The organism is Allobosea sp. GW823-FHT01F03 (assembly GCF_058798075.1).
In genome coordinates, this window is sequence record NZ_CM179505.1 from 418,583 (window position 1) to 438,385 (window position 19,803).

The 19,803-nt window shown below is 68.5% G+C and carries 16 protein-coding genes; 7 read left to right on the forward strand and 9 right to left on the reverse strand.

All coding sequences use genetic code 11. The features are described 5' to 3' along the window. Nucleotides 1–109 precede the first annotated feature (109 nt). The 3 genes from AC3RCC_RS01970 to AC3RCC_RS01980 all read right to left on the reverse strand — a co-directional run bounded on the left by AC3RCC_RS01970 (nucleotide 110) and on the right by AC3RCC_RS01980 (nucleotide 3,015). Entirely contained in the window at nucleotides 110–1,453 is a 1,344-nt protein-coding gene (locus tag AC3RCC_RS01970; protein ID WP_452119669.1) for an ammonium transporter, read from the reverse strand. A gap of 29 nt (nucleotides 1,454–1,482) precedes the next feature. Further along, on the reverse strand, nucleotides 1,483–1,821 hold the full coding sequence (locus AC3RCC_RS01975; protein WP_291642581.1) for a P-II family nitrogen regulator: 339 nt from the start codon (nucleotides 1,819–1,821) through the stop codon (nucleotides 1,483–1,485). A 327-nt stretch (nucleotides 1,822–2,148) separates the two neighbouring features. Continuing rightward, the gene (locus AC3RCC_RS01980) at nucleotides 2,149–3,015 is read right to left on the reverse strand and encodes an acyl-CoA thioesterase (RefSeq protein WP_492257434.1); all 867 of its coding nucleotides are present in this window, start codon (nucleotides 3,013–3,015) and stop codon (nucleotides 2,149–2,151) included. 164 nt (nucleotides 3,016–3,179) lie between these two features. On the opposite strand from AC3RCC_RS01980, the gene AC3RCC_RS01985 reads away from it, so the two are divergent. Continuing rightward, the gene (locus AC3RCC_RS01985; RefSeq protein ID WP_492257435.1) at nucleotides 3,180–4,433 is read left to right on the forward strand and encodes a ubiquinone biosynthesis hydroxylase; all 1,254 of its coding nucleotides are present in this window, start codon (nucleotides 3,180–3,182) and stop codon (nucleotides 4,431–4,433) included. 102 nt (nucleotides 4,434–4,535) lie between these two features. Here the strand turns inward: AC3RCC_RS01985 and AC3RCC_RS01990 are convergent, their stop codons facing one another. Both AC3RCC_RS01990 and AC3RCC_RS01995 read right to left on the reverse strand, forming a co-directional pair. Beyond that, nucleotides 4,536–4,748, reverse strand: coding sequence for a Trm112 family protein (locus AC3RCC_RS01990; protein ID WP_452119673.1), 213 nt, complete (start codon nucleotides 4,746–4,748; stop codon nucleotides 4,536–4,538). 11 nt (nucleotides 4,749–4,759) lie between these two features. Further along, the gene (locus AC3RCC_RS01995; protein WP_492257436.1) at nucleotides 4,760–9,601 is read right to left on the reverse strand and encodes an NAD-glutamate dehydrogenase; all 4,842 of its coding nucleotides are present in this window, start codon (nucleotides 9,599–9,601) and stop codon (nucleotides 4,760–4,762) included. A 154-nt stretch (nucleotides 9,602–9,755) separates the two neighbouring features. On the opposite strand from AC3RCC_RS01995, the gene AC3RCC_RS02000 reads away from it, so the two are divergent. Together AC3RCC_RS02000 and AC3RCC_RS02005 are read left to right on the forward strand one after the other, a co-directional pair. Beyond that, on the forward strand, nucleotides 9,756–10,373 hold the full coding sequence (locus AC3RCC_RS02000; protein ID WP_492257437.1) for a peroxidase-related enzyme: 618 nt from the start codon (nucleotides 9,756–9,758) through the stop codon (nucleotides 10,371–10,373). 342 nt (nucleotides 10,374–10,715) lie between these two features. Continuing rightward, nucleotides 10,716–11,084 (forward strand): DUF2794 domain-containing protein, encoded by a 369-nt coding sequence (locus tag AC3RCC_RS02005; RefSeq protein WP_291642568.1) that lies wholly within the window; start codon nucleotides 10,716–10,718, stop codon nucleotides 11,082–11,084. Nucleotides 11,085–11,380: 296 nt separating this feature from the next. On the opposite strand, the gene AC3RCC_RS02010 is transcribed toward AC3RCC_RS02005, so the two are convergent. From AC3RCC_RS02010 to AC3RCC_RS02020, 3 genes are all read right to left on the reverse strand, one after another. Beyond that, entirely contained in the window at nucleotides 11,381–12,154 is a 774-nt protein-coding gene (locus AC3RCC_RS02010) for a Bax inhibitor-1/YccA family protein (RefSeq protein WP_291639020.1), read from the reverse strand. 220 nt (nucleotides 12,155–12,374) lie between these two features. Then, entirely contained in the window at nucleotides 12,375–14,969 is a 2,595-nt protein-coding gene (locus AC3RCC_RS02015) for an ABC transporter permease (protein WP_492257438.1), read from the reverse strand. Nucleotides 14,970–14,971: 2 nt separating this feature from the next. Continuing rightward, nucleotides 14,972–15,691 (reverse strand): ABC transporter ATP-binding protein, encoded by a 720-nt coding sequence (locus AC3RCC_RS02020; RefSeq protein WP_492257439.1) that lies wholly within the window; start codon nucleotides 15,689–15,691, stop codon nucleotides 14,972–14,974. Nucleotides 15,692–15,884: 193 nt separating this feature from the next. Between AC3RCC_RS02020 and AC3RCC_RS02025 the strand changes: the two genes are divergently transcribed. From AC3RCC_RS02025 to AC3RCC_RS02040, 4 genes are all read left to right on the forward strand, one after another. Further along, nucleotides 15,885–16,478: an arylesterase gene (locus tag AC3RCC_RS02025; RefSeq protein ID WP_291639065.1), complete on the forward strand. Its 594-nt coding sequence runs from the start codon at nucleotides 15,885–15,887 to the stop codon at nucleotides 16,476–16,478. 73 nt (nucleotides 16,479–16,551) lie between these two features. After that, nucleotides 16,552–17,607, forward strand: coding sequence for an aldo/keto reductase (locus tag AC3RCC_RS02030; RefSeq protein ID WP_291649692.1), 1,056 nt, complete (start codon nucleotides 16,552–16,554; stop codon nucleotides 17,605–17,607). A 153-nt stretch (nucleotides 17,608–17,760) separates the two neighbouring features. Then, on the forward strand, nucleotides 17,761–18,339 hold the full coding sequence (gene thpR / locus AC3RCC_RS02035) for an RNA 2',3'-cyclic phosphodiesterase (RefSeq protein WP_291639024.1): 579 nt from the start codon (nucleotides 17,761–17,763) through the stop codon (nucleotides 18,337–18,339). Nucleotides 18,340–18,343: 4 nt separating this feature from the next. Further along, on the forward strand, nucleotides 18,344–18,643 hold the full coding sequence (locus AC3RCC_RS02040; protein ID WP_291639025.1) for a 4a-hydroxytetrahydrobiopterin dehydratase: 300 nt from the start codon (nucleotides 18,344–18,346) through the stop codon (nucleotides 18,641–18,643). 30 nt (nucleotides 18,644–18,673) lie between these two features. Here the strand turns inward: AC3RCC_RS02040 and AC3RCC_RS02045 are convergent, their stop codons facing one another. Continuing rightward, nucleotides 18,674–19,801 carry a GNAT family N-acetyltransferase gene (locus tag AC3RCC_RS02045; RefSeq protein WP_492257440.1) on the reverse strand — a complete coding sequence of 376 codons (1,128 nt, stop codon included), beginning with the start codon at nucleotides 19,799–19,801 and terminating at the stop codon, nucleotides 18,674–18,676. Between the last annotated feature and the right edge of the window lie 2 nt (nucleotides 19,802–19,803).

Below are 19,803 nucleotides of genomic sequence, written 5' to 3' on the forward strand. Positions count from 1 at the left end.
TGCGCGCCGGAACGGGGCGCAAGCTGCGCAGCCGGGGCCGAGGCCGGAAAAAAGCCCCGGCGGTGGCCCGCCGGGGCGATTGTTTCATGTGGAACGCCGGAGCGGCGGCTCACATGTTGTAGGCGCGCTCGCCATGCTCGGCGATGTCCAGGCCCTCGCGCTCCTGGTCGGAGGTGACGCGTAGACCGATGACGGTGTCGACGATCTTGAACAGGACGAAGGAGCCAATGCCGCACCAGATGACGGCGACGAGGACGGCAACCGTCTGCTTCCAGACCTGCGCGCCCATCGCGTAGTCGGCGACGCCGACGCCGCCGAGGGCCGGCGAGACGAAGATGCCGGTGCCGATCGAGCCGATGATGCCCGCGACACCATGGATGCCGAAGACGTCGAGCGAGTCGTCATAGCCGAGCGCGTTCTTGATCGTGGTGCAGAAGAAGAAGCAGACCACGCCGCAGATCGCGCCGAGCACGATGGCGCCCATCGGGCCGACCAGGCCGGCGGCCGGGGTGACAGCGACGAGGCCGGCGATGATGCCCGAGAGCATGCCGAGCAGCGAGGGCTTGCCCTTGATCAGCCACTCGATGAAGAGCCAGCCGAGCGCTGCGCCGGCGGTGGCGGTCAGGGTGTTGATCATGGCGAGCGCCGCGCCGGCCGTCGCCTCGAGATTCGAGCCGGCGTTGAAGCCGAACCAGCCGACCCAGAGCAGCGAGGTGCCGATGAAGGTCATGGTCAGCGAGTGCGGCGACATCAGTTCCTTGCCGTAGCCGATGCGCTTGCCGAGGACGAGCGCGCCGACCAGCGCGGCGATGCCGGCATTGATGTGGACGACGGTGCCGCCGGCGAAATCGAGCGCGCCGAGGGCGAACAGATAGCCCTCGCTGAACCAGACCATATGAGCCATGGGGAAGTAGACGAAGCCGCTCCAGAGCACGACGAAGAGCAGCAGCGCCGAGAACTTCATGCGCTCGACGAGGCCACCGACGATCAGGGCCGGGGTGATGATGGCGAAGGTCATCTGGAAGCAGATGAAGACATATTCGGGGATGACTACGCCCTTGGTGAAGGTATCGGTCGTCGTCTCGGTGCTGACCCCGGCGAGGAAGGCCTTCGAGAAGCCGCCGATGAAGCTGGTCAGCGAGCCGCCACCGGTGAAGGCGAGGCTGTAGCCATAGACCACCCAGATGATGATCATGATCGCGGCGGTGGCGGTGATGTGGCTCATCACCGAAAGCATGTTCTTGCTGCGCGCGAGGCCGCCATAGAACAGCGCCAGGCCCGGCAGGGTCATCATCAGCACGAGCAGGGAGGATACCAGCATCCATGCGGTGTCGCCCTTGTTGGCGACCGCGGCGGCCGGTGCCGCGGCGGGTGTCTGCGCCAGCGCCGCGACGGTGCCGGCCGCGAGCGCCGTCCCGACCATCCCGGCCCGGGTGAGGGTCTTGAAATTCATCGTCAAACTCCTGGGCGAAAGGTCTGGGATCAAAGGGCGTCGCCGTCGGTCTCGCCGGTGCGGATGCGCACGGCCTTCTCGATCGACGAGACGAAGATCTTGCCGTCGCCGATCTGGCCGGTGCGGGCTGCGGCGGTGATCGCCTCGATCACCTGGGGGACGAGCTCGTCGGTGACAGCGACCTCGATCTTGATCTTGGGCAGGAAGCTCACGGCATATTCGGCACCGCGATAGATCTCGGTATGGCCCTTCTGGCGGCCATAGCCCTTCACCTCGGTCACGGTCAGGCCGTGCACGCCGATGGCGGTGAGCCCGTCGCGCACCTCCTCCAGCTTGAACGGCTTGATGACGGCCATCACGATCTTCATGGCTGGGTTACCCCCGGTTGCGCTGCCGGAAGCAAAGCTCCGGCGAGCTCGTTAGCGCCGCGCGGGGCGGAAGAGCTCCGCGCACGTCGCTTTTCGCCAATCAAGCCGCGTGCCAACTGCCGGCCTGCCCTGAAGAGAGGCAATGCCGCGGTTCCGCCATGATTCTCCGGGTCGGATCAGGAGGGTTTGCCCATAGAATGGGCAGCTGCGAGAAAAGCGGGCGCGTCGCGGCCATGCATGGCCGATCGCTCGCCGACCGGGAAAGCCCGCGGGGCTCCCGGCTCGCCGAGTCCGGCCCGAGATGCGCGAAGAAGACGGGCCGAGGATCTAGCCGCGATCCGGCCGGGGCCGGATCAGGCCTTCCTGGGCCACCGAGGCGACGAGCCGGCGCTGTCGATCGAAGATCAGCCCGCGCGAAAAGCCGCGCGCCCCGGAGGTCGAGGGGCTGTCCTGCGCATAGAGCAACCAGTCATCGGCCCGGAACGGGCGATGGAACCAGAGCGCGTGGTCGAGGCTGGCGCCCTGGATGCGGTTGTCGAAGACGCTGGTGCCGTGGGCGACCAGGCTGGAATCGAGCAGCATCAGATCGGAGGCATAGGCGAGCACGCTTTGGTGGATCGCCGGCTCGTCCGGCAACGGCCTCATTGCGCGGATCCAGATGTTGAACCTGGGATCGCGCTTGCCGTCGGAACCGTAGCGGTCGAGCTCGACCGGGCGGACCTCGATCGGCCGCTCGCGCAGATAATAGGCGCGCACCGATTCGGGCATGTGCGGCAGGATGTCCCGCGCCATGCCGTCCCGATCCGGCAGATCCTCCGGCATCGGTACGTCCGGCATCGGCATCTGGTGCTCGTAGCCTTTCTCCTCGACCTGGAATGAGGCCGACATGGCGAAGATCGCCGCGCCGTTCTGCAGGGCGAGCACACGGCGGGTGGTGAAGGAGCGGCCGTCGCGCAGGCGGTCGACCTCGTAGACGATCGGCGTCTCGGGATCGCCCGGCAGCAGGAAATAGGCGTGCAGGGAATGCGGCTGACGGCCCTCGACGGTCTTGCAGGCGGCATAGAGGGCCTGGCCGATGACCTGGCCGCCGAAGACACGCTGCCAGCCGACGCGCGGGCTGCGACCCTGGAACCGGTTGTTTCCGAGATCCTCGAGGTCGAGGATCGAGGTCAGGCTGTCGGGGACGCTGTTCATCGGCGGCGGTTCTTGATCGGGCTGGCTTGCGGCAGGCTTTGCAGGGACGAGGCTTGCAGCCCGGCCGGGCGGCGGGCAAGACACAACGGGCAAGACGATAGCAGCATCAGCAACGAGCCGCCGGTTAGCGTCAAGCGCCGCGGCTCCGGCAGGCGGAGAGCGGGATGGACCGGAACCCGGAAGGCGCGCAGGCGCGTATCGTGATCGCCGGCGGCGGCATCGCCGGGATGACGCTGGCGCTGGCGGTGAAGCAGGCGCTGGGCGAGGCGTTCGACGTCATGCTGGTCGATCCCGCCGTGGCCGCGAGGCCGCGCATCGACAACCGCGCCTATGCCGTCGCCGCCGCAGCGCGCAACATGCTCGACGCGCTCGGCGTCTGGAAGCAGGTCGAGAGCGCCGCTGCGGCGATGACGGAAATGCAGATCACCGACAGCCGCACGCCAGATGTGGTGCGGCCGGTTTTCCTGACCTTCGAGGGCGAGGCCGAGCCCGGCCAGCCCTTCGCCCATATGGTCGAGAACGGCGCGCTGGTCGCGGCGCTGCTGCAGGCGGCGAAGGCGGCCGGGGTCACGCTGCGCGCCGAAGGGGTGCGCTCGGGCGATTGCGGCGATGGCGGGCCGATGCAGGTCGTGCTCACAGGGGGCGAGACGGTGCAGGCCGCGCTCCTGGTCGCGGCCGATGGGGCGCGCTCGAAGCTGCGTGAGAAGGCGGGGATCGGCTGGGTCGGCTGGTCCTATGCCCAGTCCGGCATCGTCGCGACGATCGGCCATGAGCGGCCGCATGGCGGGCTCGCTGTCGAGCATTTCCTGCCGTCCGGCCCCTTCGCCATGCTGCCCTTGCCGGATGGCGGCCGGCTCGGCCACCGTTCCTCGATCGTCTGGACGGAGCGCAGCGAGAATGTCGAGGCGCTGCTCTCGCTCGACGAGGCCGATCTGCTCGCCGAGATCGAGCGGCGCTTCGGCCTGCAGCTCGGCGAGATCGCGCTGGAGAGCCGGGTCAGCGCGCATCCTTTGTCCTTCGGCATGGCGCGCCGCTTCGTCGGCGAGCGGCTGGCGCTGCTCGGCGACGCCGCCCATGTCATCCACCCGATCGCCGGGCAGGGGCTCAATCTCGGCCTCAAGGATGTCGCCGCCCTGGCCGAGACGATCGTCGACGCGGCCCGGCTCGGGCTTGATCCCGGCGCCGAGGACGTGCTCGAGGCCTATGAGAAGGCGAGGCGCTTCGACACGGTGGCGATGGGCGTCGTCACCGACGGGCTGAACCGGCTGTTCTCGAACGATTCGACGCCGCTGCGTCTGGTGCGCGATCTCGGTCTCGGTGTGGTCGAGCGCCTGCCCGGGCTGAAGCGGATGTTCATCCGCGAGGCGGCGGGGCTCTCCGCCGAGGCGCCGCGCCTGCTGCGCGGCGAGATGCTGTAAGTCCGGGAAACGTCATGCCCGGGCTGATCCTGGCATTTCTTCGAGGAGATTCTCGGGTCTGTGCTTCGCTTCGCCCGAGAATGACGCAGGGCACTACCGGCACTACCCTTCGAGCTGGCGCGCCTCTTCCGGCAGCATGATCGGGATGCCGTTGCGGATCGGATAGGCGAGCTTCGCGGCGCGGCTGATCAGCTCCTGTCGGGCCGCATCGTATTCGAGCGTCGTCTTGCTGACCGGGCAGACCAGGATCTCCAGCAGCTTGGGGTCGATACGGGGCGCCGTCGCGGCGACCCCTGACTTGTTTTCGGTGCTCATCAGGATCTCCATCAGGCCGGCCGGCGCGGCAGATCGGCCAGCATGCCGGCGGCTACCATCAGCTTTGGCAAAGACAGGCCCGACATGGCAATGGCCGAAACGGTGGCGCGGGTGCGCTCGGCCTCGGTGCCGCGCAGTTCGAGCCAGGCCTGAAGCGCGTCCGCCCCGCTGGCGCTGGCGGCGATCTCCTGGGTCAGCCCGGCATGAGCATCGGCCAGAGTCTCGACGGCGCGCTGGCGGGCCATGCGCTCGTAATCATCGGTGGCGGGTACACTCGCGGCCGCTGTCGCGAGGCTCGACAGGCCGAAGACCGAATCGGCTGCGAAATGAATCCGCGCGACCTCGGTGACGTCGCCGCCGCTGCGGCTGGCGATGTCGACGATGTCGGTCGCCTGGGCGAGCCAGGGTAGGCTGGCGACGCTGGCGGCGAGCGCCTCGGACACCTGCTCGGCGACCAGGGCCGCGATCGCGGCGTTGCGGGCCTGTGCCGCCGCTTCCGGCAGCAGGCTCGGCAGGGCGGAGCCGAGCGCCGCGACGCCTTTCGCGTAATGCGCGACGATCTGCTCGATGGCGCCCGGCCTGGCGACGCCGCGGCGCAGGAACCAACGCATGCGGTCGACGACCAGGTCCTGGGTCGCTGCATAGAGGCCGAGCTGGGTCTTGCCGGGGATTTTCGCATCGAGGGCGTCGATACCGGCATTGAGGCCCATCACGTCGAAGGCGTCGCGGGCGATGGCGTAGGCCGCCGCGATCTCCGGCGCTTCGGCACGAGTCTGGTCGGCCAGCATGGTGACGATGGCCGGACCGCCGCGGTTGACGATGGCGTTGGCGAGCTGGGTCGCGACGATCTCGCGACGCAGCTTGTGGCTGGCGATTTCGGTCCCGTAATGATCGCGCAGCGGCTGCGGGAAGTAGCGGACGAGTTCGCCGGCGAGATAGGGATCATCCGGCACCGGCGATTCGAGCAGGTCGTCGTGCAGGGCGAGCTTGGCATAGGCGAGCAGCACGGCGAGCTCGGGCCGTGTCAGGCCCTCGCCGCGCTTCTCGCGCTCGATCAGGACGGCGTCCGGCGGCAGGTTCTCGACATTGCGGTCGAGCCGGCCCTCGCGCTCGAGCTGGACCATCAGCCGGCGCAGATGCGGCGTCGCGCCGATGCCCTGGATCTGCGTCAGCGACAGTGCCAGCGACTGCAGATAGTTGTTGCGCAGGACGAGCAGGCTGACCTCGTCGGTCATCTCGGCGAGGAGCTTGTTGCGGTCCGCGTCGGAGAGGCGGCCGCCCGCCACCGCGCCGGCGAGCGCGATCTTGATGTTGACCTCGAGGTCGGAGGTGTTCACCCCGGCGGAATTGTCGATCGCATCGGTATTCAGGCGCACGCCCTGGCGCGCCGCCTCGATGCGGCCGCGCTGGGTCATGCCGAGATTGGCGCCCTCGCCGATCACCCTGGCGCGGACTTCGGCGCCGGCGATGCGGATCGCGTCATTGGCGCGGTCGCCGACCTGGGCGTCGCTTTCCTCGCCGGCACGGACATAGGTGCCGATGCCGCCGAACCAGAGCAGGTCGACCGGCGCCTTCAGGATCGCCGTCATCAGCTCGGCCGGGGTCGCCTGCACCTTCTCGAAGCCGAGCACGGCGCGGATCTCGGGCGAGAGCGCGATGCTCTTGGCCTGGCGCGAGAACACGCCGCCGCCCTTGGAGATCAGGGTCTTGTCATAGTCCTGCCAGGAGGAACGCGGCAGGGCGAACAGCCGTCGGCGCTCGGCCAGGCTGGTGGTGGGGTCCGGATCGGGATCGAGGAAGATGTCGCGATGGTCGAAGGCGGCGACGAGCCTGGTCGCCGGCGAGAGCATCATGCCGTTGCCGAAGACGTCGCCCGACATGTCGCCGACGCCGGCCACCGTGAACGAAGTCGTCTGGATGTCGATGTCGATCTCGCGGAAATGGCGCTTCACCGCCTCCCAGGCGCCGCGCGCCGTGATGCCCATGCCCTTGTGGTCGTAGCCCTGGGAGCCGCCCGAGGCGAAGGCGTCGCCGAGCCAGTGATGTTTCTCGGCCGAGAGCGCGTTGGCGGTGTCGGAGAAGGTCGCGGTGCCCTTGTCGGCGGCGACGACGAGATAGGGATCGTCGCCATCATGCCTGACGGTGTCGGCCGGAGGCACGACCGTCTCGCCGTCGAGATTATCGGTCAGCTCGAGCAGGGTGCGCACGAAGATCCGGTAGCTCTCGGTGCCTTCGGCCAGCCAGGCCTGGCGGTCGGAGGCCGGCGGCAGCAGCTTCGGCACGAAGCCGCCCTTGGCGCCGACCGGGACGATGACGGCGTTCTTGACCTGCTGGGCCTTGACCAGGCCGAGCACCTCGGTGCGGAAATCCTGCGGCCGGTCGGACCAGCGCAGGCCGCCGCGCGCGACCTTGCCGAAGCGCATATGCACGCCTTCGACGCGCGGCGAATAGACGAAGATCTCGTAGAGCGGGCGCGGCAGCGGCATGCCCTCGACCTCAGCCGAGGCGAATTTGAAGGAGATCGTGCCGCGCGGATGGCCATCGGCGCCGACCTGGAAGAAATTGGTGCGCAGGATCGCGTCGATCAGGTTGACGAGACGGCGCAGGATGCGGTCCTCGTCGAGGCTGGTGACGTCGGAAAGGGCCGCCTCGATGCGTTGGCGCTCGGCGGTCATGCCGCTCTGACGGGCCGCTTCGCCGAGCCGTGGATCGAACTTGGCGGCGAAGAGCTTGACCAGCATCGCCGCGATGCCGGCGTGGCGGGCGAGCGCGTCGGCAATGTAGTCCTGCGCATAGGGCGCGCCGACCTGGCGCAGATAGCGCCCGAGTGCGCGCAGCAACGCCGCCTCGCGCCAGGCGAGGCCGGCGGCGAGCACGAGCTGGTCGAAGCGGTCGGATTCGCTGAAGCCGCGGAACTGGGCCATCAGCGCCGCCTCGATCGTCGGATCGAGGCGCTCGATGTCGATGGCGCTGCCATCGGCGCGCTCCAGCGTCATGTCGTGCAGCCAGACGCGGGCCTCGGCGCCGTTCTCGCCGGCCTGCGGCTTGATGTTGAAGGTGCGCTCGTTGACGACGCGGAAGCCCATATTTTCGAGCATCGGCACGCGCTCGGAGAGGGTGATCGCGGCGTCGCGGGAGAAGATCTTGAGATTGGCGCGGGTCGCGCCGTCGCCCTCGCGGCGGTAGAGATTGACCGCCCGCGGCCGCGCGGCCGAGAGCTTCTGCAGCATGTCGATGTCGATCAGCGCATCGGTGGGTTCGTAGCGCTCGCGATAGGCGGCGCCGAAGGCCTCGGCATAACGCTCGACCAGAGCGCGGGCCTTCGGGCCGGCCTTCCGGGCGTCGAGCGCGTCGCGCAGCCCGTCGGCCCAGGTGCGTACGATAGCGCTGATCCCGGCCTCGAGCGTGGCGCGGTCGATCTTCGGGGTTTTGCCCTCGTCGCGGCCGATGATGTAGTGGGTGCGGGCGAGCGGGCCCTCCGGATAGGCCGGATAGGCGGCCGAGATGCGGCCCTGATAGATCCGGGCGAGGAACTCGCCGACACGGCGGCGCACCGTGGTGTCGTAGCGGTCCTTCGGAATGAAGACGAGCACCGAGACGAAGCGGTCGAATTCGTCGGCGCGGGCGAGCGCACGGATACGCGGCCGCTCGGTCAGCTGCATGATGTCGAGGGCGAAGCGCTCCAGCGTCTCGACGTCGATCTGGAAGAGCTCGTCGCGCGGAAAGGCGTCGAGAACATTGTAGAGCGCGCGGCCGGAATAGCTCGACGGGTCGAAACCGGTGCTCTTGAGCACGCGCGCAACTTTGAGACGCAGATAGGGAATGGTCCGGGCACTGCCGGTATAGGCGTTGGAGGTGAGCAGCCCGACGATCCGCAATTCGCCGTCGAGACGGCCATCGGCCGTGAAGAGCTTCACCCCGACATAATCGAGATGGACGCGGCGATGGACGCGGCTCTTGACGTTGGCCTTGGTGATGATCAGTGCCTGCGGCTTGGACAGGAAGGCGCGGATCTCCGGCGTCATCACCACGAGCTCGCGGTTCTTGCGCAGCACCCGGACATCGGGATCGCGCAGGATGCCGAGGCCGGAGGAATCGATCGGGTCGGCGGCGGTGTCGCCGCCGGCGAAGCGGTAGGCGCGCACGCCAAGCAGGGTGAAGTTGTCGCTGGCGATCCATTCGAGGAAGTTCAGCGCCTCGGCGACCTCATCCTCCGGCAAGGGCGGCGGGTTGGCACGGTAGGACTGGATCACCTCGGTGATCCGGCCGCGCATCGCAGCCCAGTCATCGACGGCGAGGCCGACATCGACATAGACGCGGGCGAGCCCGACGCTGAGCCTCTCGCGGGCTTCCGGGCTGTCGATCCGGTCGAGATGCAAATGGATCAGGCTTTCGCGGCGCGTACCTTCCTGGGTGCGCGCCACCGCTTCGCCGGCGAGCGACTGGAAGCTGCCATCGGCCGAGCGCGCGACGGCGAGGATCGGATGGGCGACGAGGCGCGGCTCGTAGCCCTGCTCGGCGAGCTCGGCCAGGGTCGAATCGAGCAGGAACGGCTTGTTGTCGTTGACGACCTCCAGGGTCGTGATCTGGCGCTCGCGCCCGGCCTCGTCGACGGTTTCGTCACGGAAGCGCAGATTCGGCTCGCCGGGGCTGCGCCGGCCGTTCAGATGGGCGTAGGCGGCTTCGGCGGCGCGGGCGAGCAGCGCAGGCGAAAGGGCGGTGAGATCCTCGGCCACGGTGCGGCCGTAGAGCAGCTTGGGAAATTCCGGCGGCATCGCCGAGCCGAGCTCGCGGGCAGCGGCCTCGATTGCGCTGACGGCCGCAGCCGTGGCATTCGCTTCGCGCTTGGCCATAATCGCCTTCCCCCTGCTATTTTGCCGCAGCGATGACATAGCTGACCTGCCGCTGCAACTTTCGTCGCATGGCAGCAGCCAGATTGCACCAATGTGGCGCAGGAGCGGCAAATCGTGCCTGATCCGCGCGGAAATCAGCGCAAGGAGTGCAGAGATGACGAAGAAGCATGACAAGCCGATGGTGGGCGAGATTCCGGCGAAGCAGGATGCGCCGCCCGCCGTGATGGCGCTGGCGCTGCCACAGGCCGAGCTGTCGCAGGAGATGCAGGCCTTTTTCGCCAAATGCGAGGAGAAGCTCGGCTATGTCCCGAACGTGCTGCTCGCCTACGCCCATGACGACGCCAAGCTCGCGGCCTTCGCGACGCTCTACAACGATCTGATGCTGGCGCCGTCCGGCCTGTCGAAGCTGGAGCGCGAGATGATCGCGGTCGCCGTTTCGAGCGTGAATCGCTGCTATTACTGCCTGACGGCCCATGGCGCGGCCGTGCGCCAGCTTTCTGGCGATCCGGTGCTCGGCGAGATGCTGGTGATGAACTATCGCGCCGCCGCGCTCTCGCCGCGCCATCGCGTCATGCTGGATTTCGCCGAGAAGCTGACCGAAGTCCCGCATCTGGTCGAGGAGGAGGACCGGCAGTCGCTGCGGGATGCCGGCTTTACCGAGCGCGACATCTGGGACATCGGCGCCGTCGCGGCCTTCTTCAACATGTCGAACCGGATGGCCTCGGCCGTCGATATGCGCCCCAATGCCGAGTATCACGGGTCGGTGCGGTAGCAGGACGGTCTCTCGCAGCGCCGGCAGACAAGAAAAACGGCCGGCGTCACCGCCAGCCGTGAGTTGGCCTCGACTCGTTGGCCCAGCCTGCCGCAGCGCCGGAGGGGCTGGGGGGCTGACGTGTCCGGTACCGTACAGGCCGGGCCGCCGAGGCAACGAGGAGAGTTGAGACGCCCAACAGGGCAGCCGCTTGGCGCAAGCGCGGCAAAATCGTGGCGGCGGCGATGAAGATGATCACGGTCTCGAGCCGGCGTGCGATCGCGCTTGTCAGAGCCGGAAGGGCGGGCCATCATCCCCCTAGATCGAAGTCGATGGTTCGGCCATCGTCAGGCAGGAGTCGCGATGAGCGAGAGCGAAACTCCGCCAGCGCAGCGAGCGGGCGCGGTGGTCGCCTTCCCAGGGGCGGCCGCCCCGCCCTCCGTCACCTTCGACCGGCGCGAGCTCAACGAGCTGCTCAATCTCTACGGCCGCATGGTCGCGGCCGGGGAATGGCGCGACTACGCCATCGATTTCCTGCGCGACAAGGCCCAGTTCTCGGTGTTCCGGCGTTCGAGCGAGGTGCCGCTCTACCGCATCGTCAAGGATCCCTCGCTGGCGCGGCGCCAGGGCGCCTATTCCGTGGTCAGCGCGACGGGGCTGATCCTGAAGCGCGGCGCCGAACTCGGCCGCGTGCTGCGGGTGCTCGACAAGCGCCTGAGCGTGGTGAGCTGACCGGCTGTTCCAGCGGCTCTTCTGCATCAACATCCGGAGGGCGGCCGGGCTCCTGGCCGATCCCCGCGGCTATGGCTAGGCGCCGCGCGTCCGTTCGGACGCGGTTGCCGTGATCTATCTTTTTGTTATCGCATCGGACCGAAAAGTGGATTCCACTTTTCGGTCCGATGCTCTAGGCGCCGCGGATGACGAGAGCGGCGAGAAACATGGCGTCACCAGTGGTGCGCGCACCGGCAAAAGAAAAGCCCCGGCCTTGCAGCCGGGGCTCGATATCCGCGCGCCTGGGCGCTTGATGCTTACTCGCGGTTGCCGAGCAGCGAGAGCAGCATCTGGAACATGTTGATGAAGTTCAGGTAGAGCGACAGAGCGCCGTTCACCGAGAGCTTCGCAGCCGATTCCGAGTCCAGGTTCGAGTAGAGATACATCTCCTTCAGGCGCTGGGTATCCCAGGCGGTCAGGCCGGCGAAGACCAGCACGCCGATCACCGAGATGCCGAAGGACAGGGCGCTCGAAGCCAGGAACAGGTTCACGACCGAGGCGATCACCAGGCCGATCAGGCCCATGATCAGGAAGGAGCCCATGCCCGACAGCGACTTCTGCGTCGTGTAGCCGAACAGGCTGAGGCCGGCGAAGGCCGCCGCGGTGATGAAGAACACCTTGGCGATAGATTCACCCGTGAAGACCACGAAGATCGACGACATCGACACGCCCATCACCGCCGCGAAGGCGAAGAACATGGCGCGCGCGGTCGAGGAGCTCATGCTCTCGGCCTTGAACGAGAAGAACAGGATGAAGGCCAGCGGGGCCAGCATCACGACCCATTTCAGCGGGCTGAGATAGAGCGCCTGGCCGAGCGGCGTCAGCGCCGCGACCTTGCCCGTCGGCGTATAGCCGGCGATGGCGAGCATCGAGATGCCGATCGCGAACAGGCCGGTGATGGCCAGGCCGATCGTCATGTTGTTGTAGACGCCGAGCATGAACGAGCGCAGGCCCTGATCCATCTCGACGGCGCTGGTCTGCTGTGCGCGGCCCGCACCCCAGACCGGAGCATTGCGGTCGAAGTTGCTCATGCAGAAAGTTCCCCTGAAACCGTTGGCAAAGGCGGACATCGCCCTTGCGAAGGCCCACCATCGTCCACCTTCGTGGCGACAGTGCGGAATATGAGGGGGAATGCGCCGCCTTACAAGGGGCGGCCATGGTTAATCGGGCCGGCGCGATAGAACTGCGCCGGCGTTTCGATGCAACATTACCCTTTGTTCATGTTTACGACGCGCCGCGGACGTAACGAACTCATAAATTGCGTAGATGAGAAGCGGGCGCTTTCGAAAGTATCTGCAACGTCCCGATCAATCCGAACATGACGGTGACGGCGACCGCGGCAGTCGCAGCAAGAACAGCGCCGGTCGGGTCTGGAACAAACTCGATCTTCATCACTTGCGTGACGACCCCCCAGCCGGCCGCCGCGCCGGCGACGAGCCCGAAAAGGGCGGAAACGACGCCGATCCCTGCGTATTCGAGGGCGTACGACGAAAGTATGAAGCGGCGGGTGGCGCCCAATGTCTTCAGGATCATTGCGTCGTAGAGCCGCGCCCGCTGCCCGGCCGCCAGCGCCCCGGCCAGAACCAGCAGGCTCGCCACGATGGCGAGGCTGGAGGCACCGCGAATCGCGTTGGCAAGCTGGGCGACGATGACGTTTACCGCTTCCAGCGCGTCCTTGACCCGCACCGCCGTCACCGCCGGGAAGGCGATGGCGAGCTGGCGCATCAGCGCGGCGTCGCCGGACGGCGAAGCTGCGTCGGTCAAGGTGACGGTGGCGAGGTTGGTGTGCGGGGCGCCGGCGAAGGTGTTGGGCGAGAACACCATGACGAAATTGATGCCGAGCGAGCGCCACTCGATGTTGCGGAAATTGCTGACCCGCGCCGTGATGTTGCGGCCGAGCACATTGACGGTGAGCGTGTCGCCGAGCTTGAGGCCGAGACCCTCGATCGCGCGGGCGTCGAAGGAGACCAGCGGCTCACCCTTGTAGTCGGCCGGCCACCATTCGCCGGAGGCGAGGCGCGAGCCTTCCGGCATGCTGGCCGCATAGGTGATGCCGCGATCGCCCTCCAGTACCCAGGCCATCTGCTCGCTCGCCTTGACCTGCTCGGCCGGCACGCCGTTCAGGCTGGTGATGCGGCCGCGCATCATCGGTACGCGCTCGACCGCGGCGCCGGGGCGCTGCTTGGCGAGGAATTCGTCGAAGGCACCGGCCTGGGCGTTGGGGATGTCGAGGAAGAAGAAGCTCGGCGCCGTCTTCGGCAGCGACTGGGTGAGCTGGCGCGAAAGGCTGACATCGATGAAGGCGAGCGCCGAGAGCAGGGCGACGCCGAGGCCGAGCGAGAGCACCAGCGAGGGCGTCAGCGCGCCCGGCCGATAGATATTGGCGAGCGCCATGCGCAAAGACGGGCGGCGCGGCCGCGGCGTGCGCCGTGCCAGCGCCATCAGCCCCCAGGCGATCAGGCGCAGCAGCAGGAAGACCGCGCCGGCGACGCCGATATAGATCAGGGCGATGCGCCGCTCATAGGCGAAGGCGAGCGCGACGCCGACAAGGCCGGCGAGCGCGGCGCCGAAAATGGCGAGGTAGATCCAGCGCGGGCGGCGCCGGTCGGGCTCGATCTGGTCGCGGAACAGCGCCGAGACCGGGACGTCATGGGCGCGGCCGAGCGGGATGATGGCGAAGACGAGCGCGGTCAGGAGCCCGTAGAGCGCGGCGATGGCGAGCTCGCCCGGCGCCAGCGTCGCCTCGAAGGGCAGCGGCAGGCTGTCGGCGAGCGCATAGGCCAGGGCGAAGGGCGCGGCGGCGCCGAGCGCGAGGCCGATGGCGATGCCGAAGGCGGCGACCAGCATGACCTCGGCGAGATGGATGGTGACGACCCGGCCGCCGGTGGCGCCGAGCGCCTTCAGCGTGGCGAAGTCGAGCTTCTTGGCCTCGACGAAGCGGCGCACCGCATTGGCGACGCCGACGCCGCCGACGAGCAGGGCGGTCAGGCCGACCAGCGTCAGGAACTGGGTGAAGCGCTCGATATTGCGCTGGAAGTTCGGGGCGGCGTTGGAGCGCGAGCGGATCTCCCAGCCGGCCTGGGGCTGCTCGCGGGCAGCGTCGGCCAGCAGCCGGTCGAGGGCGGCATCGGAGGAGGCGTTCTCGGGGAGCGTCACCCGGGCGGTCCAGCGCACCAGGCTGCCGGGCTGCAGCAGGCCGGAGGCGCGTAGGGCGTCCTGCGAGAGCAAAAGCCGCGGGCCGAAGCCGACGCCGGCGGCGATCTTGTCCGGCTCAGAGACGAGGCTGGCGCGCAACTGCACGCGGGCCGAGCCGATCTGGACGATGTCGCCGGGCTTGAGGTCGAGCCGGCCGAAGAGGACGGGATCGGCGATGCCGCCGAAGACGCCGTCGCGGGCCGCGAGCAATTCCGTGGCCGAGCCGGCCGGGTCGCTGCGCAACTCGCCGATGGTCGGATAGCTGCCGTCGACCGCCTTGATCTCGACCAGCGCCGCGCCCTTCTCGCCGGCATTGGCCATGCCGCGCAGGGTCGCGATGGTCGAGACCGTGCCCCGACCTTCGAGGAAGGCACGCTCCTCCGGTGTCGGCTCGCGATGGATCAGGCTGAAGGCGGCGTCGCCGCCGAGGATCCGCCTGCCCTCGCGGCCGAGCCCCTCGCTGAGGCCGCGCGAGGCCGAGGAGACGGCGGCGATCGCCATGACGCCGAGCGCGAGGCAGGCGATGAAGACGCCGAAGCCGCGCAGGCCGCCGCGCAGATCGCGCCAGGCGAGGCGCAAAGCGAGCTTCAGTCCGGTGCCGCGCGGCGTCGGGACGGGGTCGGTTGCGGCCGGCTTGACGGGAGCATGCATGGTCAGGCCACCGGCGCAGTCTGCGGGGCCTCGGCCGGGGTCTCGATCCGGCCGGCGCGCAGCCTGACGGTGCGGTCGCAGGCGGCGGCGAGCGAAAGGTCGTGGGTGACGAGCACCAATGTGCCGCCGCGCTCGCGCCGCAGCCCGAAGATCAGATCGACGATCGAGCGGCCGGTCGCCTCGTCGAGATTGCCGGTCGGCTCGTCGGCGACGAGGATCGCCGGATCGGTCGCGACGGCGCGGGCGATGGCGACGCGCTGCTGCTCGCCGCCCGAGAGCTGGGCCGGGTAATGGTCCATGCGGTCGCCGAGGCCGACATTGCGCAGCTCGGCGGCGGCGCGCTCGAAGGCGTCGGCCGCACCGGCGAGCTCCAGCGGGAGGGCGACGTTCTCGCGCGCCGTCATGGTCGGCACCAGATGGAAGGACTGGAAGACGATGCCGATGCGGCGGCCGCGGAACAGGGCGAGCTCGTCCTCGCCGAGGGCGCCGAGATCCTGGCCGGCCACCCTGACGAGGCCGGAATCGGGCCGTTCCAGCCCGGCCATGGTCATCAGAAGTGTCGACTTGCCGGAGCCGGACGGGCCGGTGAGGCCGGTGGCCTGCCCCTCGGCGATGGCCAGCGAGACGCCCTTCAGGATATGGACGCGGGCGGCGCCTCGCCCCAGACTGAGTTCGACGTCCCGCAATTCGATCGCCGAGGGGCCCTGCTCGCTCACCGCCATGTTTCCGCTCTCATCCCGTCCGATGCCGCTCCTACGCGCCGCTTCCGGAGCCGAAGGAGAAAGACCCGCCATGACCGCTGCCTGCAAGGCCGGCGCCGCCAACCGATATGGGCGCTCCGGCGCCCGAATCCAGCCATTGCGCGGATTTTGGGCCGCGACCCTGCTGATTGCCTTCGTTTTGGGTTTCCATGCCATGACCACGCCGCTCCAGGCCCAGACGCCGCCGCTCAAGCTCGTCGCGCTCGGCGACAGCCTGACCGCCGGCTACAATCTGCCCGGCAGCGCCGCCTTCCCGGCCGTGCTGGAGAAGCTGCTGCGCGAGAAGGGAATTCCCGCCGAGATCGCCAATGCCGGCGTCTCCGGCGACACCTCGCAGGGCGGGCTCGAGCGGCTCGACTGGTCGGTGCCGGACGGGACGGACGGGGTCATCCTCGAACTCGGCGCCAATGACGCCTTGCGCGGGATCGATCCCGGGCTGACCGAGAAGGCGCTTGACGCGATCGTGACCAGGCTCAAGGCGCGCGGCATCCCGGTGCTGCTCGCCGGCATGTATGCACCGCGCAATCTCGGCGCCGATTATGCGGCGCGCTTCGACGGCCTCTATCCCCGCCTCGCCGAAAAGCATGGGCTCATCCTCTATCCGTTCTTCCTGGACGGCATCGCCGGTGACCGGGTATTGAACCAGCCCGATCTGCTGCATCCGACGGCGGAAGGGGTGCGCGTCATCGCGACGCGCATCCTGCCGACGGTGGAGCGCTTTCTCGCCACCCTGCGCCCGCGCTCCTGAGCGCTGGCCTTTCCCACTTCCTTTCAACCTGTCCGCGGCGCGCCCGGTGCGCCCGCCTCCGGAGCCTTGCGTCATGGAATACCGTCAACTCGGCCGCACCGATCTCGAGGTCTCGGCGATCTGCCTGGGCACCATGACCTGGGGCCAGCAGAACACCGAGGCCGAAGGCCATGAGCAGATGGATTATGCGCTCGACCAGGGCGTGAACTTCTTCGACACGGCCGAACTCTACTCGATTCCGCCGAAGCCGGAGACGCAAGGCTCGACCGAGCGGATCATCGGCAACTGGTTCAAGGCGCGCGGCAACCGCGACAAGGTGATCCTCGCTTCCAAGGTGATCGGCCGCTCGGCCAATGACTGGTTCCGCGACGACAAGGGGCCGACCCGGGTCGACCGCCGGCAGATCGGGGAAGCCGTCGACAAGAGCCTGAAGCGGCTGCAGACCGACTATATCGACCTCTACCAGATCCATTTCCCCGATCGGCCGATGGCCTGGGGTTCGAACCCGACCCGCTTCGGCAAGGCCGCCTTCGAGCCGGCGGCGGACGAGACGCCGATCGCCGAGCAGCTCGACGCCTTCGCCGATCTCGTCAAGGCCGGGAAGATCCGCCATATCGGCCTCTCCAATGAGAGCGGCTGGGGCACGATGCGCTTCCTCGCCGAGGCTCAGACGGGCGGGCGCCCGCGGGTGCAGTCGATCCAGAACGCCTACAATCTCCTGAACCGCACCTTCGAGACGGCGCTGGCCGAGATCGCGCTGCGCGAGCAGGTCGGCCTGCTCGCCTATTCGCCGCTGGCACAGGGCTATCTCACCGGGAAATACCTCGACGGCGCCCGCCCTGCCGGGGCGCGCACCACCCTGTTCGCCCGAGGCCAGCGCTACGAGACTGCCGGCGCCGAGGAGGCGATCCGGGCCTATGTCGGTCTGGCGCGCGAAGCCGGGCTCGATCCGGCGCAGATGGCGCTCGCCTTCGTCACCTCGCGCTGCTTCGTCACTTCGAACATCATCGGCGCGACCAGCATGGCGCAGCTGAAGATCGCGATCGGCTCGGCCGCTGTGACGATTCCGGCTGAGCTCGAAGCCAAGATCGACGCGATCCACCAGCGCTTCGGCAATCCCTGCCCGTAAGGGCGTCAAAGCCCATCGTCATCCCGGCCGGCCGGGATGGCGATGTCGTGAGGGAGGGCAAGAGGGGCCTGTTCGGAGCCGGCTTGCCGTGTCGGGCTGGCAATGCGAGGCTTCGTCTCGCCAGAGTCACAAACGCTTGGCACTGATAGAGCTATGCCGCGGCTGTTCACTGCCCTGGAGATTCCCGCCGAGGTCGCCTCGGCCCTGACGCTGCATCGCGGTGGGCTGATCGGTGCGCGCTGGATCGAGCCAGCCGATTACCACATCACCCTGCGCTTCCTCGGCGATATCGACCGGCGCATGGCCCATGACGTCGACAGCTTCCTGCACGATGTCCGGGCGCCGCCGCTGACGATCACGCTCGACCAGCTCGGCAGCTTCGGCGGCGACCGGCCACGGGCCGTGTTCGCGCGGGTCCAGCCGACACCGCAGCTCAGCGAGCTCCAGGCAGATATCGAGCGACTTATGCGCCGTCTCGGGCTGCCGGCCGAAGGCCGCAAGTTCATGCCGCATGTCACTTTGGCGCGCCTGCGCGACGCCTCGCCGCTCGAGGTGGCGCATTATCTCGCGACCCATCCGATCGTACGACCGATCAGCTTCACGGCGCGTCGCGTCGCGCTGTTCTCCTCGCGCGAATCGATCGGCGGCGGTCCCTATGTGCTGGAGGCGGCCTATCCGCTTGGCCCGGCCTATCCGAACCGGCCGAGCCGCATGGCTTCCGAGCGGAGATGAGAGGATGAACGATCGGCCCAAGCGCCTCAGCCCCGAGGCGAGGCAGGAAGCGCTGGCGGTCCTGGCCGGCTGGAAACTGGTCGAAGGCCGCGAGGCGATCACCAGGCGTTTCGTCTTCCGCGACTTCAGCGAGGCCTTCGGCTGGATGAGCCGGGTGGCGCTGCTCGCCGAGAAGATGGACCACCATCCGGAATGGTCGAATGTCTACAAGAGCGTCGAGGTGACGCTGGCCACCCACGACGCGGGCGGGCTGACCGAGCTCGACATCAGGATGGCGCGCGCCATGGATGCGATGGCGAGCTGAGGCCGCCGCGGCCTGATCGTGGCCGGCTGGTCAACCGGATCGCCGGGTGACTTTGAGCCAGCGGCGGACCCAGGCTGCAGGCAGGCGCTTCGCCATGGTCTTCAGGGTCGGGCGCAAGCGCGGCAGCGCCAAGGCGCAGACGAGGCGGCCGCGCCGGCTCAGCGGTATGGCGAGATCGTAGACCGCGACCGAGCCGTCGGCGTGCTCGCGCTTGTAGGGATCGGCCGGCGCGAGCAGGTCGAAGACGGCGCTGCCGCGCGCCCTGGCTTCGGCGAAGGCGCGATGGATCAGAATCCGGCCGATGCCCTCGCGCTCGAAATCGGGGTCGCTGGCGATGACATGGCCGAAGCTGCGGCCAAGGCAGTCGAACGAGATGTCGATGCCGATCGGCCGGCCGGCACAGGTGACGAGCGACAGGCGCAGGCCGGCCTCGTCGGCCGCGTCGCCGGCGAGTGCGGCGAAGAGCTTCTGGAAGCGGGGATCGGCGACCGTCGGCGCGAGGATGCCGTGCCGGGCGAGGGCGCGGCGCTTCATCGTCACGGCTGTCGCTGCAAGTTCGCGCGCCTCGGCGCCTGGCGTCAGCGCGCCGAAGCCGAGCTCGCCGCGCTCGGCCAGGCGACGCAGGCGGCGGCGATAGTTCGAGCGCTCGCGGGCCGGATAGGCCAGGCTCGGGCCTTCAGCCGAAACACGACGCTCCAGCTCGGCAAAGGGGGCGTCCTGCCGCTGCACTAGCAGCGCCGCCTCCGGGCGGGAAAGGGCCGCGTCGGCGCGCAGCTGGCGGATCTCGAAGAGATCGGCACCGAGCCGGTCGAGTGCCTTCCAGCCTGCATCGAGCCAGGCCTGCCGGTGCGGGCCGGGCTCGACCAGGACGTCGCCGAACTGGGCGACCGGTGCTCCCATGAACTGCAGGATGTCGAGGCCGAGGCTGCGCCGGCGCAGCAATGGCCAGAGCATCACAAGCCTGCCGGAGCTGCGTCCGCCGAGGATGCAGATGCGGCTCCCTGCATCAAGGTAATGGTCGCACCAGTGCCGCAGGAAGGCATGGCGCAGGAAGAGCTGCTGCGGCATGCCGGCGCGGACGAAGAGGCCGTCCCATTCCGGCTTCAGCGCCTCGAAGGCGGCACGGTCGGTCAGGAGGTCGAGCGCGAGCGGCGCCATCG